18 protein-coding genes and 1 other RNA gene are annotated in these 14,887 nt (G+C 28.1%); 16 read left to right on the forward strand and 3 right to left on the reverse strand.

Features of this window, described 5'->3' with window-relative positions:
• Window positions 1–59: 59 nt before the first annotated feature.
• On the forward strand, window positions 60–1,103 hold the full coding sequence (locus Q0V24_RS08435) for a DNA polymerase IV (protein WP_297520395.1): 1,044 nt from the start codon (window positions 60–62) through the stop codon (window positions 1,101–1,103).
• Window positions 1,104–1,139: 36 nt separating this feature from the next.
• Here the strand turns inward: Q0V24_RS08435 and Q0V24_RS08440 are convergent, their stop codons facing one another.
• Entirely contained in the window at window positions 1,140–1,964 is an 825-nt protein-coding gene (locus tag Q0V24_RS08440) for a sugar nucleotide-binding protein (RefSeq protein ID WP_297520397.1), read from the reverse strand.
• Between the two features lie 125 nt (window positions 1,965–2,089).
• Here Q0V24_RS08440 and helD point away from each other — a divergent pair, with 125 nt between their 5' ends.
• From helD to Q0V24_RS08465, 5 genes are all read left to right on the forward strand, one after another.
• Window positions 2,090–4,393, forward strand: coding sequence for an RNA polymerase recycling motor HelD (gene helD / locus Q0V24_RS08445; RefSeq protein WP_297520399.1), 2,304 nt, complete (start codon window positions 2,090–2,092; stop codon window positions 4,391–4,393).
• Window positions 4,393–4,653: a DUF1292 domain-containing protein gene (locus Q0V24_RS08450; protein WP_297520401.1), complete on the forward strand. Its 261-nt coding sequence runs from the start codon at window positions 4,393–4,395 to the stop codon at window positions 4,651–4,653. The genes helD and Q0V24_RS08450 overlap by 1 nt, the downstream gene beginning before the upstream one ends.
• A gap of 17 nt (window positions 4,654–4,670) precedes the next feature.
• Window positions 4,671–4,976 carry a hypothetical protein gene (locus tag Q0V24_RS08455; protein ID WP_297520403.1) on the forward strand — a complete coding sequence of 102 codons (306 nt, stop codon included), beginning with the start codon at window positions 4,671–4,673 and terminating at the stop codon, window positions 4,974–4,976.
• A gap of 67 nt (window positions 4,977–5,043) precedes the next feature.
• A non-coding RNA gene (gene ssrS / locus Q0V24_RS08460) (6S RNA) lies at window positions 5,044–5,232 on the forward strand.
• A gap of 118 nt (window positions 5,233–5,350) precedes the next feature.
• Complete coding sequence (locus Q0V24_RS08465) at window positions 5,351–6,559, forward strand: NADP-dependent isocitrate dehydrogenase (protein ID WP_297520405.1); 1,209 nt, start codon at window positions 5,351–5,353, stop codon at window positions 6,557–6,559.
• A gap of 61 nt (window positions 6,560–6,620) precedes the next feature.
• On the opposite strand, the gene Q0V24_RS08470 is transcribed toward Q0V24_RS08465, so the two are convergent.
• Window positions 6,621–6,821, reverse strand: a complete 201-nt coding sequence (locus Q0V24_RS08470; RefSeq protein WP_297520407.1) for a hypothetical protein — start codon at window positions 6,819–6,821, stop codon at window positions 6,621–6,623.
• A 294-nt stretch (window positions 6,822–7,115) separates the two neighbouring features.
• Here Q0V24_RS08470 and Q0V24_RS08475 point away from each other — a divergent pair, with 294 nt between their 5' ends.
• The 6 genes from Q0V24_RS08475 to Q0V24_RS08500 all read left to right on the forward strand — a co-directional run bounded on the left by Q0V24_RS08475 (window position 7,116) and on the right by Q0V24_RS08500 (window position 10,702).
• Window positions 7,116–7,322, forward strand: a complete 207-nt coding sequence (locus Q0V24_RS08475) for a DUF896 domain-containing protein (protein WP_297520409.1) — start codon at window positions 7,116–7,118, stop codon at window positions 7,320–7,322.
• Window positions 7,322–8,230: an HPr(Ser) kinase/phosphatase gene (hprK, locus tag Q0V24_RS08480; RefSeq protein ID WP_297520411.1), complete on the forward strand. Its 909-nt coding sequence runs from the start codon at window positions 7,322–7,324 to the stop codon at window positions 8,228–8,230. Before Q0V24_RS08475 ends, hprK begins: the two co-directional genes overlap by 1 nt.
• A gap of 22 nt (window positions 8,231–8,252) precedes the next feature.
• Window positions 8,253–9,653, forward strand: coding sequence for an aminopeptidase (locus tag Q0V24_RS08485; protein ID WP_297520413.1), 1,401 nt, complete (start codon window positions 8,253–8,255; stop codon window positions 9,651–9,653).
• A gap of 66 nt (window positions 9,654–9,719) precedes the next feature.
• Window positions 9,720–9,941: a holin gene (locus Q0V24_RS08490; protein ID WP_297520415.1), complete on the forward strand. Its 222-nt coding sequence runs from the start codon at window positions 9,720–9,722 to the stop codon at window positions 9,939–9,941.
• A gap of 124 nt (window positions 9,942–10,065) precedes the next feature.
• On the forward strand, window positions 10,066–10,440 hold the full coding sequence (locus Q0V24_RS08495; protein WP_297520417.1) for a RidA family protein: 375 nt from the start codon (window positions 10,066–10,068) through the stop codon (window positions 10,438–10,440).
• Between the two features lie 16 nt (window positions 10,441–10,456).
• Window positions 10,457–10,702 carry a TIGR03905 family TSCPD domain-containing protein gene (locus Q0V24_RS08500; RefSeq protein ID WP_297520419.1) on the forward strand — a complete coding sequence of 82 codons (246 nt, stop codon included), beginning with the start codon at window positions 10,457–10,459 and terminating at the stop codon, window positions 10,700–10,702.
• 27 nt (window positions 10,703–10,729) lie between these two features.
• Here Q0V24_RS08500 and Q0V24_RS08505 read toward each other — a convergent pair whose 3' ends face one another.
• Entirely contained in the window at window positions 10,730–11,563 is an 834-nt protein-coding gene (locus Q0V24_RS08505) for a PHP domain-containing protein (protein WP_297520421.1), read from the reverse strand.
• A gap of 84 nt (window positions 11,564–11,647) precedes the next feature.
• On the opposite strand from Q0V24_RS08505, the gene Q0V24_RS08510 reads away from it, so the two are divergent.
• Genes Q0V24_RS08510 through folE form a run of 4 tightly spaced genes read left to right on the forward strand, consistent with a single transcriptional unit; the run spans window position 11,648 to window position 14,882 of the window.
• Window positions 11,648–12,217, forward strand: coding sequence for an aminodeoxychorismate/anthranilate synthase component II (locus Q0V24_RS08510; RefSeq protein ID WP_297520423.1), 570 nt, complete (start codon window positions 11,648–11,650; stop codon window positions 12,215–12,217).
• Window positions 12,218–13,579, forward strand: coding sequence for an aminodeoxychorismate synthase component I (gene pabB, locus Q0V24_RS08515; protein WP_297520425.1), 1,362 nt, complete (start codon window positions 12,218–12,220; stop codon window positions 13,577–13,579).
• Window positions 13,576–14,325: an aminotransferase class IV gene (locus Q0V24_RS08520; RefSeq protein WP_297520427.1), complete on the forward strand. Its 750-nt coding sequence runs from the start codon at window positions 13,576–13,578 to the stop codon at window positions 14,323–14,325. Before pabB ends, Q0V24_RS08520 begins: the two co-directional genes overlap by 4 nt.
• Window positions 14,326–14,327: 2 nt before the next feature.
• Window positions 14,328–14,882, forward strand: a complete 555-nt coding sequence (gene folE / locus Q0V24_RS08525; protein ID WP_297520429.1) for a GTP cyclohydrolase I FolE — start codon at window positions 14,328–14,330, stop codon at window positions 14,880–14,882.
• Window positions 14,883–14,887 lie beyond the last annotated feature (5 nt).

Consider the following 14,887-nt stretch of genomic DNA (forward strand, 5'->3'; position numbering starts at 1 on the left):
AAAGTTAGAGTGAGATTATCTTACTCTAATTTTTTGTTTTATAGTAGGATGGTGTTGTAATGGAAAGGGTTATATTACATGTAGACATGGATGCATTTTTTGCATCAGTTGAAATTTTAGATAATAAAAAGTTAGAAGGAAAAGCGGTGGTTGTTGGTGGAATATCAGATAGAGGAGTTGTTACTACTTGTTCATATGAGGCAAGAAAGTATGGTGTTAAATCAGCAATGCCTATATATATGGCACAATCACTTTGCCCTGATATAATTATTGTGCCTGTTAGACATTATAGATATCAAGAAATATCAAGTTTAATATTTAATATGTTTTCAGAATTTGTAGATAAGATTGAAAAGGTAAGTATAGATGAAGCTTATTTAGATATAACTGACTTAAAGGTAGAGCCTATCAGATTTTCAATGATGCTAAAAAGTGAAGTGAAAAAAAGATTTGGATTAACAATGTCAGTAGGTATTTCATATAATAAATTTTTTGCAAAAATAGCATCAGATTGGAATAAACCTAATGGAATAATGAAAATTGATAAAAATAACTTTAAAGAAATAATTGGTGGATTAAAAATAGAGCGGATTCATGGGCTTGGAGATAAGTCTGTGGAAAAGTTACAGAATATGGGGATATTAAAAGTTTCTGATATGTTTAATTTATCAAAAAGTTATTTTGTGAGTAGTTTTGGGAAATTAGGTGAAGAAATATACTTAAGAATACGAGGAATTGATAATAGAGAGGTTATTAGTGATTATAGTAGGAAATCATATGGGAAAGAAAATACATTTAGAGAAGATATTTTTGATAAAAAAATATTTAATGATTACTTAACGGAATATGTTAATGCTATTTACTCATATCTTAATAGAAATAATTTAAAAGGAAGAACATTAACTATTAAAATTAAAACAAATGATTTTATAAGTCATACAAAAAGTAAAACTTATTTAGAATACTTAGAAAATAAGCAGGAAATACTTCAAAAAACATTAGAACTGTTCGATAAGATAGATATAAATAAACCTTTAAGATTAATAGGGCTTACAATATCAACTTTAGAAGAAAAATCTGATGAGCAAATTAGTTTATTCTAAAAGGCAAGAATAGTAGCGCTTACCTTTTAAAATAATTTATTTGAAATTAGAATTTATATAAGTAGTAACTTCAGTTTTATAACTAGGAATAGTTATATCAAAAGTTTTTTCTAATAAGGAACAATCTAAGCTAGAATTATAAGCTGTTTTTGTAAATTTAGAGAGAATTGAATCAGGGAATGGAGAAACTTCTTTTGGGAAATCAATAAAATTAAAAATAAATTTAGTTAAATCTAATTTAGAGCAAGAATTTTTAGTAGCGCAGTTATAAGTTCCAAATTTAGTAGTTTTTGATATAGTTAATATTATAGTTATAATGAGATTTATAGGTGTTGGATTAACTATTTTTTCGCTACAAAATATAAGTGGAGTTTTAGCATTGCTGATTATCTGCTTAATATAACAATTTTCTAGTCCAAATACCCAAGATAATCGAAGAATAAAATAATTTTTAGTATTATTTGTTAGGATAGCTTCAGAGCCTTTTTGGGATTCACCAAGAGTATTTATTGGATTAGATATTATATTCTCTACAAGTGGAAGTATAGGGTAATCACCGTATACTTCATGTGAAGAAAGATAAATTAGTTTTATATTTAGTTCATTGCATATTTTAGAAATAATATTTATTGTATTAGTGTTTTGCTTTATAGCTTGACTACCAAGCTTTTGACATTCATCAATATCATATATAATATCAGTATGAAGTATTATGTTAATTTCATTTTTGAGAATAAAATCCTTTAAAGATTTATGTGATATATGTTCACTGATAAATTTTATTGACTCATTATTAGATTTTAAAGTATCATGTATATTTTTAAGTAAGGGATTATTATAATTTGTAATTAAGAAATTCAAATTTAGAAACACTCCTTTAAAATTAAATTTAGGTTTATTTAATGTATATGCAAAGTAACACATTATGTTGACAAAAAAATATAAATATTATTATAATAAATAGTTAATGATTGTAGGAGGTATTTATGGATATTAATGTTTTAGACAAAGAAAGACAGATTCTAAAGGATACTAAATTATGGTTAGATTTAGAAATAGAGAGAATTAAAAACGAAGAAAATGAGTTGAAAGGGAGAGTAAGTGCCCTAGAAAAAAATAGTAAGGGTGCTTATAATCAAGAATTAGATATAAATAAAAAGCTCTATAATATATTAAAGAAAAATATGGTTTCATATGAAGAAGCTAAAGAAAAACCTTATTTTGCTAGAATTGATTTTAGAGAATATAGAAGAGAACCTGAAACTTTTTATATTGGAAAAACAGGTCTTGGAGATATGGAAAATGGAGAAGAAAAAGTAATTGACTGGAGAGCTCCGATAGCAGATTTATATTATAGTGGTACTCAGGGAGAGGCTTATTATGTTGCTCCAGTTGGTGTTGTAGAAGGTGAACTTAAGACAAAAAGAAAGTTTTTATTTAATAAAAATAATGATATAGAGAAGTGTTTTGATGAGGGGATTAATGAAATAATTCTTAAAGCTCAAGATGACGAGGAGAATGTTTTAATAGATGAGTTCTTAAAGGTGAATTTAGAAGAAAGTACAGGTGATAAACTTAAAGAAGTTGTTGCTACAATTCAAAAAGAACAAAATGATATTATTAGAGCTGATAAAAGTTTTCCTATGATAATACAAGGTTCAGCAGGTTCTGGTAAGACAACAGTTGCACTTCATAGACTTGCGTATCTTATGTATAGACATAAAGAGACTTTAAGTGGAAGTGATATACTTGTTGTAGCACCAAATAAAATTTTCTTAGATTATATATCAGAAGTTTTACCAAACCTTGGTGTTGATAAAGTTCCACAAATGACTTTTGAAGAATTAGCAGTAAAAAGATTAGCATTAAAAGGTAGTTTAATAAGTAAAGATAAAAAACTTGTTAAAATAATAGAAAACTCAGAAGATAATGAAATTAAGTACCTTAAAAATGAAAGCAAGTTAAAAGGAACATTAGGATTTAAAAGTATTTTAGATAGATACATAAGAGTCTTAGAAAGAAATGATAGCCAAGTAGAGGATATAAAAGTTGATAGATATTCACTATTTGATACTAAAGAGATAAAAAGACTTTTCTTAAAGGATTTAATAAATTATCCTATTAATAAAAGAAAAGATGAGATAAAAAGATATTTTGAAAAAAAATTAGGACAAAAAGTATTGGATGTTTTAAATAAAATTGATTTCCAATATGATTATACAATTTCAAGAAGTAAAAAAACAATTGAAGATGAAGTTGAGAGAAGACGAGAAGTTATAAAGCTTTATGATGAAAGAGATAATAAAAAAGTTGAGATAAAAAAAGCATCAAAAATAGCATTTAATAAGTATTTTGAAGACTGGAAAGGTATTAGTACAAAAAATATTTATTATGAGTTATTTACAAATGATGAGATTTTACAAGAAGTTACTTCAGGTAAAATACCACCTAAACTTATTTCATATATATCTGAGACTCTTAAAAGTAATTTAGAAAGCAATTTAATTGATGCAGATGATTTAGCGGGGATGTTATATTTAGAATTTAAAATAGCAGGACTTGCAGAGGAAGATATGTTTAAGCATATAGTTATAGATGAAGCACAGGATTATGCACCATTACAGCTTGAAGTTATTTCAATGATGAGTAGAGGTAGAAGTCTTACAATAGTTGGGGATATAGGACAAGGAATATATTCATATAAAGGAATAAATTCATGGGATAATATTGTCGAAAATCTTTACAAAGAAAAAGGTATTTATAAAACTTTAACACAAAGTTATAGAAGTACAGTTGAGATAATAAAGTTTGCTAATGTTATATTAAAGCAGCAAGAGAATTTCCCAAAACCAGCTATGCCAGTTTTAAGGCATGGAATGGACCCAGAGATAAAAGAGTTTAAACTTGTAAAAGATTTTGCAAGTGATGTTGATGTTATAGTTAAAAAGGTAAGAGATGAGGGCAAAAAATCTGTTGCTATAGTTTGTAAGAGCTTAAAAGAGTGTAAAAGAGTTAGAGAGAATATGAAAAAGTATTCTGATAATAATTTTGTAATGGTTAAGAATGATGATAAAAAAATAGATTTAGATTTAATAATAATACCATCATACCTTACAAAAGGATTGGAATTTGATTGTACGATAGTTTATAATCTTAGTGAAGAGAATTATTCAAATAATGAATTAGATAAGAAATTACTTTATGTTGTTCTAACAAGAGCACTACATTATGAATATGTATTTTATAAAGGAGCTATATCTAGTTTAATAAGCAAAGAGGAGATTATATAATGGAAGAAAAGAAAATAATGGCATTTAAAGATATTGATGGAAATAAAATTGAGTTTGAGGTTGTTGCAGAAATATACCTTGATGAAGAAACAGAAAATGAGAAAAAATATTTATTACTTTCACCAGTAGAAGATGGAAAAGAAGAGGATATGTTTGCGTTTAGAGTAGATATAACTGAAAATGGTGAAGAATTTAATATGGTAGAAGATGATGCTGAATTTAATGAAGTTAAAAAAGTATACAAAGATCTTTTATATTAGGAGCAAGTGATTTAAATATGGAAAATATAAAAACTTACTTAGAAGAAAATAATTTTGAGGTTATATCAAATAGTGGTAATCAAATAGTGATAGCTTACAAGTTTGATTTAGTTGAACTTAATGCAGCTAGAACGTTTGTTGATGAGTTAGAAGATTCGTCAGATTCAGAAAAAGATGATGAGTATAAAGCGTATTTAGCTGATATTGCATCAGATAATTTAGAAGATGTTCTAGAAGAAATTTTAGATGAATTTGATATAGAATTAAGCTATGAAATTACTGAACTTAGTGAAAATAAACAGATGCTTATTTTAAAAAAATAATAAAAATAAATATGTGTAAATGTTTTCCTTGACTTATAATTTAAGTTTGATATAATTAAAACATAAAGACATCCTAAGGTGTTCGCGAAGCTTATAAATTCAGCCTACATGATAACTACGGGATTTGTAAAATGCTTAACAATGTCGCGCTTCGATGGAGAAATCCTATACTGAAGATAACAGAATTAGGTTGCACATAGCCCACCTGCGAGACGCAGGTATGAATAAATAAGTGTGACGGCATTTCGGGAGTTAATTGAAATTTAAGCCTCTGTAGCAATACAGAGGCTTTTTGTTATATATAAATATAATTATTCCCATTTTTGGCAAAATAAGGTATAATTTTAACAAAAGGTTTTAGGGGGGTTATTTAAATGGTTAAAATTAGTATGAAAGTACCTTTAGTTGAAATGGATGGGGATGAAATGACTAAAGTGCTTTGGCAGTGTATAAAAGAGGAGCTTATAGTACCTTTTATAGATTATAAGGCAGAGTATTATGATTTGGGGTTAGAGAATAGAGAAAAGACAAAAGATGCTGTAACAATAGAGTCAGCAGAGGCTACAAAAAAATATGGGGTTGCGGTTAAGTGTGCTACAATAACACCAAATAAAGATAGAGTAAAAGAATATAATCTATCAGAGATGTGGAAAAGTCCAAATGGGACTATAAGAGCAATTTTAGATGGAACTGTATTTAGAGAGCCTATAATAGTAGAAAATATAAAGCCGCTTGTTAAAGGATGGAAAAAGCCTATAATAATAGCAAGACATGCTTATGGGGATATATATAAAGGAACTGAATTAATAGCTCAAAAAGGTGATACAGTATATTTAACTGTTGAGGGGAAAAATGGTGTGCAAAAATCAGAAATATTTAAATTTGAGAATACTGATGGAATTATTATGGGAATGTATAATACTAAAGCATCAATTGAAAGTTTTGCAAAATCATGTTTTGAATATGCATTAGATAGTAAGTTAGATTTATGGTTCTCAACAAAAGATACTATTTCTAAAACATATGATCATACATTTAAAGATATCTTTGAAGAAATTTTTGAAGAAAAATATAAAGAAAAATTTAATGAGGCAAAAATAGAATATTTCTATACTTTAATAGATGATGCAGTTGCAAGAGTTGCAAGGTCAGAAGGTGGATTTATATGGGCGTGTAAAAATTATGATGGTGATGTTATGTCAGATTTGGTTGCTACAGCATTTGGATCACTTGCAATGATGAAATCTGTATTGGTTTCTCCAAAGGGTTACTATGAATATGAAGCAGCACATGGAACAGTTCAAAGACATTATTATAAATATTTAGAAGGTGAAGAAACTTCTACTAATTCAGTTGCAACTATCTTTGCATGGACAGGTGCATTAAGAAAAAGAGGAGAGTTAGATAAAATTGAAGAATTAGTAAGATTCTCAAATGCATTAGAAGAAGCTACAATTAAAACAATTGAAAGTGGTATAATGACTAAAGATTTATCTGTAATTGCAGAAGGGCAGGTTAAGGCTACTGTGAATTATAAAGACTTTATTATAGCAATAAAAAATGAATTAAGTAAAAGAATATAAAAAATATCCCTAGCATAAAGTTTGCTAGGGATATTTTTTGTATTTGAAATAAATTAAATAGCTAGGCAATTTTTTCATTCTTTGCTTTGCTAGATTGCCTTACATGTTTTTTGTATCTTAGTCCTTGTTCTTTTTGGATAAAGTAATCTAAGTTTTGGCTTAGGTTTATTATTAAAGGATTATTTCTTCTCATAAATAATAAAAGGAAATTCAGAAGATACTTTCTTCTAGTAATTTTTCTATATAAAGTCTTTTTTTTCAATTTAAGTCCCCCTTTTAAACTAACATTAGACAAATATTCTTAAAACTCAACTAATCTTTCTAAAAATATTATATATCGCTTATAAAAATTTGTAAAATACTTATTTACTTCAATTTTTGCTAGTAATTGACAATTAAATACAGCATTAGATTAGATTGATGAGGAAAACTAGCGAAGGATGTATAAGTTAGGGAGGAATGATGTGATTAATTGGTATTTAGATATTGATAAAAAACAATAAAATAAGGTAAAATAAGAATATAGATAATATGTATACAAAAGGAGATTTTAAAAATGGAACTAAAGAAACTTACAGAAAGAATAAGCGAACTATCAAGAAAAAGTAAAGTGGAGGATTTAACTCCTGAAGAAAAGAAAGAACAAGAAGAACTAAGAAGAGATTATATAGATAGATATAAAAATAATTTAAGAGCTCAATTAGAAGAGATGAGACCAGGTGAGGCTGATAAAAAAAATAAAATGTTAAAGGGTGGTATATAGTGGGAGTTACTGTAGAAAAATTAATTAAAGATTTTGAACTAGAGATTATACAAAAAGGAGAGGCTAATATTCCGATTGATGTTCAAGATATCAATAGACCAGGCTTACAACTAGCAGGGTTTTATAATTATTTTGCACCAGAGAGAATACAAGTTATTGGTAAGGCAGAGTGGAGTTTTATAAGTGATATGGCTCCTGATTTAAGAAGAAAAAGAATAAATAAATTTTTCTCTTTTGATATTTCATGTTTAGTGATTACTAGAGATTTAGATGTGCCAGAAGATATATTAGCATCTGCAGTTAAAAATAAGACTTGGCTTGTTAGAACTGATATGATAACTACTAAATTTATAAGTAAACTTACTTTATACTTATCAGATATGATGGCTCCTGAAACAAGATTACATGGAGTTTTAGTTGATGTATATGGGATAGGGATGTTAATAACAGGAGAAAGTGGTATCGGAAAAAGTGAAACAGCGCTAGAACTTATTAAAAGAGGTCATAGACTTGTAACTGATGATGCCGTTGATATAAAAGAGATTGATGGAGAACTTATAGGAACATCTCCTTATATAACTTTTGGGATGTTAGAAGTTAGAGGTATGGGGATTATTGATGTATCTGCATTATATGGATTAAGTTCAATACTACCATCAAAAGAGATAAAAATAATGATTCATTTTGAACATTGGAAAGATGATGGAGATTATGACAGACTTGGAATTGATAATGTCTATGAAGATATTTTAGGTGTTAAACTTAAAAAAATCAGAGTACCTATCAGACCAGGTAGAAACATAGCTGTAATTATAGAGGCTGCTGCTGCAAATTACAGATATAATTTAATGTCTAATACAAATCCTGTAGATATTATAGAACAAAGAATGGTTGAATCAAGAGAATAATAAAAAAAGAGGAGAATTATTTATGAGTAAAAGTTTAATGAGAGAGAATAAACTTGCATGGGATGCTTATGAGAAAGCTGATTTAGCAGAAGTTTTTGCATTATCAGATAGATACAAAGTGTTCATGTCTGAGGCTAAAACAGAAAGAGAATGTGTTGATGTTATGGTTAAAGAGGCTAAAGTGCAAGGGTTTAAAGATTTAAAATCAGTTTTAGCTAATAAAGAGATATTAAAGGCTGGCGATAAAGTTTACTTCAATAATATGGGGAAAAGTTTAGCAATGTTTGTTTTAGGTAGTGATGATATAGAGAATGGACTAAGAATAATTGGTTCACATGTTGATGCACCTAGAATTGATTTAAAACAAAATCCTTTATATGAAGATAATGGACTTGCACTTTTAGACACTCATTATTATGGTGGAATTAAGAAATATCAATGGGTTACATTACCATTAGCACTTCATGGTGTATTTATTAAAAAAGATGGAAGTAAGGTTAATGTTGTTATAGGAGAGGATGAAACTGATCCTGTTATAGGAATATCAGATTTATTAATTCACTTATCAGCAGATCAACTTGATAAAAAGGCTAGAAATGTTATAGAAGGTGAAGGGCTTAATCTACTTGTTGGTAGTATGCCACTTGCTGGGAGTGATGAGAAAGAAAAAGTTAAGCATAATATATTAAATATACTTAATGAAAAATATGATATAGATGAAACTGATTTTATATCAGCAGAACTTGAAGTAGTCCCTGCTGGAAAAGCAAGAGATTATGGTTTAGACAGAAGTATGGTTATGGCTTATGGTCATGATGATAGAATATGTGCCTATACATCATTTGAAGCTATTTTAGAGGTGGAGAATCCAGATAAGACTATAGTTGGTCTATTTGTTGATAAAGAGGAAATAGGAAGCGTTGGAGCTACTGGAATGCATTCTAAGTTTTTTGAAAATGCATTAGCAGATATAATAGATTCAATGGGGAACTATTCAGATTTAAAAGTTAGAAGAGCATTACAAAATTCAAAAATGCTCTCAGCAGATGTTACAGTTGCATATGATCCTAATTTTGCGAGCGTAGTTGAAAAAAACAATATTGCATATTTTGGAAAAGGTATTGTATTTAGTAAGTATACAGGTGCAAGAGGTAAGTCTGGTTGTAATGATGCTAATGCAGAGTATGTTGCATACCTAAGAAATATGATGGATGAAAACAATGTTACTTGGCAAACTTCTGAACTTGGAAAAGTAGACCAAGGCGGCGGTGGTACAATAGCATATATTTTAGCACAGTATAATATGGAAGTTATTGATTGTGGAGTTGCACTTCATAATATGCATGCTCCATGGGAAGTTGCATCTAAAGCAGATATATATGAAGCAAAAAAATGTTATAAAGTATTTTTTGAAAAAGCTTAATAACTCACTAAATAGACCTTCTTTGAATATATTAAATTATAAGTATATTCAAGGGAGGTCTTTTTTATGAATGAAAATAAATTTAATTGGAAAAGATTAAAAAATTATGGATTATGGGTTTCAGTGTTAGCATTAGCACCAATGCTTTTAGATGGATTTGGAGTTGATATACTTCCAGCTAATTATGAAATAATAACAACGGCAGTTCTTGGTATTTTAGTAACAGCTGGAATATTAAATAATCCTACAACATCAAATAAAGGTTTTTTAGATGATGGAAAAAAATAAAGTTCACTAAAATTTAAAATGTAAAAGGTTCTCTTCTTTAGTAAAATCATTGAAATAATAGAAGATATATATTACTATCTTAGTATATACAAAATTTAGAAACAAAGCTAAAGGAGAGGACAAAATGAAAGAAATAATAAATACTAATAATGCACCAGGTGCAATAGGACCATACTCACAAGGGGTAAAAGTTGGTGAACTTGTTTTCACTTCAGGACAAATTCCATTAAATCCAGCTACAGGAGAAATGCCTGAAACAATAGAGGAACAGACAAAACAATCTTTAGAGAATGTAAAAGCTATATTAGAAGCAAGTGGTACTAACATGAATAATGTTATTAAAACTACAGTGTTCTTAACAGATTTAAATGATTTTGTGAATATGAATGAAGTATATGCAACTTATTTTAAAGGTGATAAACCAGCTAGAAGTGCGATAGAAATATCTAAGCTTCCAAAAGGTGCAAAAATAGAGATAGAAGCTATAGCAACTATGTAATACTAGGGGGTATGAAATGAATTACAAGACGAGTGGAGTTTGTTCAAGGGAAATACATTTCGATATTATTGATGAAGAAGTTAGAAATGTTGTTTTTATAAATGGATGTCCAGGGAATTTATTTGGAATAGCTAAGTTAGTTGAGGGTATGAAAATTGATGAAGCAATTGAAAAACTAGAGGGTATTGATTGTAGAGGAAAAGGTACATCTTGTCCTGATCAGTTATCAAAAGCATTAAAAGAATATAAAAATAACATATAAAATAATAGGAAGCCTTTTGGCTTCCTATTATTTTTCGTAAAGACTCATAAATTTATTGTAGTAATATTCTTTAATGCTCATATCACCGATATATCCATGTTTTGTATCATTCTTAAAACTACCATGACAATCAGAGCCACAAGTAATAATCATGTTATGTAACATTGCATAAGAAGTGTAATTATTATTCTCTTCTTTAGTATTTTGGAAATAAATAGCTTCAACACCATCTAAATCAAAACTTAGAACCTCTGATACAGGGGCTTTTTTTATAAGTTTTGGGTGTGCTAATACAACTAAAGCATTAAATTTCTTTAAAAGTTTAATTCCATCGCGGACATCTAATTTTTCATTAGGAACATATGCAGGAGAGGAATCTCCGATAAAGTTTTCAAAAATATAGTCCCACTCATAGTCATAACCAGCATCAATTATAACTTGAGCTATATGAGGCCTTGCAATAACCCCTTTTCCTTTTTCTAAAACTTTTTTATAATCAATGTTTATATTAAAACAAGTTTTTAAATTTTCTACTATTTTTTTAGCTCTAACTATTCTTTTTTCATGCAAGTTATCTAAAAATACTTGGAATTCTTCATTCTTATATGAAGAATCTTTAAAATAACCCAATAGATGGATAGTTGCACCTTTATATTCACAACTAAGTTCAATACCAGGGATAAATTTTACGTTAAGAGCCTTAGCTTCTTTTTGTGCTTCATCTAACCCTTTTGTAGTATCATGGTCAGTTAGTGCAATAGACTTTAAATTTAATCTTGAAGCTTCTTGAATTACTTTAGTTGGTGACATAAGACCATCAGAAGCAGTTGAATGACAATGGAATTCTGCTTTAATTTCCATAATAACCTCCTGAATATATAAATTTCAGTTTTATAAAATTTCTGATATAATTATTCTAACACATTTAAAAGGAGATATAAAAATATGTTTTTAATGATAGATAATTATGATTCTTTTGTCCATAATTTGATTATGTATTTCAAAGAAATTGGCGAAGAAGTTATGATTATGAATAGAGATGAAGTAAGTAAAGAACAGATAGAAGTTATGAATCCAAAAGGAATTATAATTTCACCAGGTCCTAAATCTCCAAAGGAAAGTGTGAATTGTTTAGAAATAATAAATGGTTTTAAAGGGAGAATACCTATTCTTGGGATATGTCTTGGACATCAATGTATAGGTGAGGTTTTTGGTGCAGATATAATTAAAGGTACAAGACCTATACATGGAAAGGTTGAATACATTGAAAATGATGGTAAAGGGGTTTTTAAAGATTTACCTAATAAGTTTAAAGTAACAAGATATCATTCTTTGATAGTGAGTGAAAAAGACCTACCTAGTTGTTTAGATATTACAGCTAAAACATTAGATGGTGTAATAATGGGAGTTAGACATAAAAAATATGATGTTGAGGGTGTTCAATTTCATCCTGAAGCTCTTTTAACTGAATTTGGTCATGATATGCTTAGAAATTTTATTAAGAGGTGTGATTAGATGGATTTTAAGATTAATGAATTTAAAAGTAATTTAGATGCAAATCAGATATATGAGATATGGAAAGATGAAAAAGATACTATATTATTTGATAGTGCAAAAAAAGATAGTAAGTATTCGAGGTATTCATTTATTGGATTAAATAAATTTTTGAAATTTAGGTCAAAAGATGGAGTTAGTTTTATAAATGATGAGGTCGTGATGGGAAATCCACTTGTTATATTAGAAAATATTTTAAATGAATATAAATTAGAATATGAAAGTGAAATACCATTTTTAGCAGGAGCTATGGGTTTTTTATCATATGATATGAGTTTTAAACTAGAAAAAATAGAGAGTAAACATAAAGATGAACTTGGAATAGATGATTTATATTTTCTTTTTTTTGAAAATGTAATTATCTTTGATTTAGAAAAAAATAAAAAATATATTACATCATTAGGTGTTAAAGAAAATTCAGATAACACAATTAATTTAATAAAAAATAAAATAGTTGAATTTGAAAAGTCTTATGTGAAGAGGGATGCATATTCTTATAATGAAGATTTCACTAAATTTAATTCTAAATTTACAGAAGATGAATATATGAATGCTGTTGATATGGTAAAGGGATATATAGAAGAGGGTCATACTTATATAATGAATATGACGCATCAGTTTGAATGTATAAATACTGAAAATTCTTTTGATGTATATTCAAAGCTTAGAGAGATAAACCCTGCGCCATTTTCAGCATATTTAAATATAGATGATTTTGAAATAATATCATCATCACCAGAGCGGTTCTTTAATATTATTGATAATAAAATAGAAACTAGACCGATAAAAGGGACAATGCCAAGAGGTTTAACTTCTATAGAAGATGAGAAGAATAAAGAGATATTACTTAGCAGTGAGAAAGATAAATCAGAATTATTAATGGTAGTTGATTTAGAGAGAAATGATTTAAGTAAGGTATGTGAGCCTTTTAGTGTTAAAGTTACAGAATTATTTAAGTTAGAAGAGTATCCAACAGTATTCCATTTAGTTTCAACAATAGAAGGAAAGCTTGAAAAAGAAAAAAGTACTATTGCAGCTATGAAAGCTTGCTTCCCAGGGGGTTCTATAACAGGAACACCAAAGTATAGAACTATAGAAATTATAGATGAATTAGAGCGTACTAGAAGAGGATTATATACAGGGGCAATAGGATATTTTGATTTGAGAGGAAATTGTGATTTTAATATTGTAATTAGAACTATATTAAAAAAAGGAAACAAAGCTTCATTTGGTGTTGGTGGAGGAATAACTATAGAATCTGACCCTAAAAGTGAATATAAAGAGACTTTAGATAAAGCAAAAGCTTTAATGAGGGTGTTATGAAGATAACTTATATAAAAGAAAATAATAAAATAATTACTGATTCAGGTTATTTTTTTTCAAAGGCTATATTTGAAACAATTTTAATTAGGGAAAAGGCTGTTTTTTTAAGAGAGCATATAGATAGACTTAATAAAGCCTTAATAAGGATAGGTGTTAATCAAAATATAGATATGGATGCTATAGAGAATTTTATATTTACAAATCAGTTATCTTTTTGTGCATTAAAACTAGTTGTCAGTGAAAAGAATATTATTGCTACCACTAGAGAAATTATGTATAATGACAAAGATTATCAAAAAGGTTTTAATTTATTAGTAAGCAGAGTTCAAAGAAATACCACATCCATATTTCCATATATAAAATCTACCGCATATATGGAAAATTTAATAGAAAGAGAAAAAGCACTTTTAGATGGATATAATGATGCTATGTTTTTGAATGAAAAAAATATGGTGAGTGAATGTAGTACAAGTAATATATTTTTTGTTAAAGATAAAAAAATTTTTACTCCAGTAATTTCATGTGGGTTATTAAATGGTATAATTAGGAATTGGATTATAAAAAGTTATAAGGTAGTCGAAGGTGAGTTTAAGTTAGATGATTTATTAAGTGCACAAGAAGTATTTATAACTAATTCTTTAGTTGGAATTATGAGCGTATATAAAGTAAATAATAAATCATATGTAGAGAATATGATAACAAAGAAAATAAGAGAAGATTATTTAAAGGTATTGGAGGATATATAAGATTGGATAGAGAAAAAATATTAGAGGGTGTAAAACTTATATTACAAGGCATTGGTGAGGATATAACAAGAGAGGGACTATTAGAAACTCCAGATAGAGTTGCTAGAATGTATGAAGAAATATTTGAGGGTATAAATAAAGATGCGGGTGAATTTTTAAGTAAGACATTTACTGTTGAGAGTAATGATTTAGTTTTAGAAAAAGATATAACATACTTTTCTATGTGCGAGCATCATTTAGCTCCATTTTATGGAAAGGTTCATATTGCATATATTCCAAATGGAAAAGTTGCAGGGCTTTCAAAACTTGCTAGAGCTGTAGATGTTTTTTCAAGAAAACCACAGATACAAGAAAGATTAACATCAGAAATTGCAAATGACATAATGAAGTATCTAGATGCAAAAGGTGTAATGGTAATTGTTGAGGGTGAGCATATGTGTATGACTATGAGAGGGGTTAAAAAGCCAGGAACAAAGACAGTCACAAGTAGTTATAGAGGGTGCTTTAAAACAAATGAAGCATTGAAAGCAGAAGTGTATAGAATGATTTCTTTATAGGAGGG

Origin of the sequence: uncultured Clostridium sp., assembly GCF_947039605.1 — a bacterium.
Taxonomy (GTDB): Bacteria; Bacillota; Clostridia; order Clostridiales; family Clostridiaceae; genus Sarcina.

What these genes read in the sequence shown, in the direction of transcription:
- Q0V24_RS08485 (WP_297520413.1), top strand. Translation starts at nt 8,253, where the DNA reads ATGAGTAAAAGTTTAATGAGAGAGAATAAACTTGCATGGGATGCTTAT.
- Q0V24_RS08450 (WP_297520401.1), top strand. Translation starts at nt 4,393, where the DNA reads ATGGAAGAAAAGAAAATAATGGCATTTAAAGATATTGATGGAAATAAA.
- pabB (WP_297520425.1), top strand. Translation starts at nt 12,218, where the DNA reads ATGGATTTTAAGATTAATGAATTTAAAAGTAATTTAGATGCAAATCAG.
- Q0V24_RS08455 (WP_297520403.1), top strand. Translation starts at nt 4,671, where the DNA reads ATGGAAAATATAAAAACTTACTTAGAAGAAAATAATTTTGAGGTTATA.
- Q0V24_RS08475 (WP_297520409.1), top strand. Translation starts at nt 7,116, where the DNA reads ATGGAACTAAAGAAACTTACAGAAAGAATAAGCGAACTATCAAGAAAA.
- Q0V24_RS08505 (WP_297520421.1), bottom strand. Translation starts at nt 11,563, where the DNA reads ATGGAAATTAAAGCAGAATTCCATTGTCATTCAACTGCTTCTGATGGT.
- Q0V24_RS08435 (WP_297520395.1), top strand. Translation starts at nt 60, where the DNA reads ATGGAAAGGGTTATATTACATGTAGACATGGATGCATTTTTTGCATCA.
- Q0V24_RS08465 (WP_297520405.1), top strand. Translation starts at nt 5,351, where the DNA reads ATGGTTAAAATTAGTATGAAAGTACCTTTAGTTGAAATGGATGGGGAT.
- Q0V24_RS08495 (WP_297520417.1), top strand. Translation starts at nt 10,066, where the DNA reads ATGAAAGAAATAATAAATACTAATAATGCACCAGGTGCAATAGGACCA.
- Q0V24_RS08520 (WP_297520427.1), top strand. Translation starts at nt 13,576, where the DNA reads ATGAAGATAACTTATATAAAAGAAAATAATAAAATAATTACTGATTCA.
- helD (WP_297520399.1), top strand. Translation starts at nt 2,090, where the DNA reads ATGGATATTAATGTTTTAGACAAAGAAAGACAGATTCTAAAGGATACT.
- Q0V24_RS08490 (WP_297520415.1), top strand. Translation starts at nt 9,720, where the DNA reads ATGAATGAAAATAAATTTAATTGGAAAAGATTAAAAAATTATGGATTA.
- Q0V24_RS08510 (WP_297520423.1), top strand. Translation starts at nt 11,648, where the DNA reads ATGTTTTTAATGATAGATAATTATGATTCTTTTGTCCATAATTTGATT.
- Q0V24_RS08500 (WP_297520419.1), top strand. Translation starts at nt 10,457, where the DNA reads ATGAATTACAAGACGAGTGGAGTTTGTTCAAGGGAAATACATTTCGAT.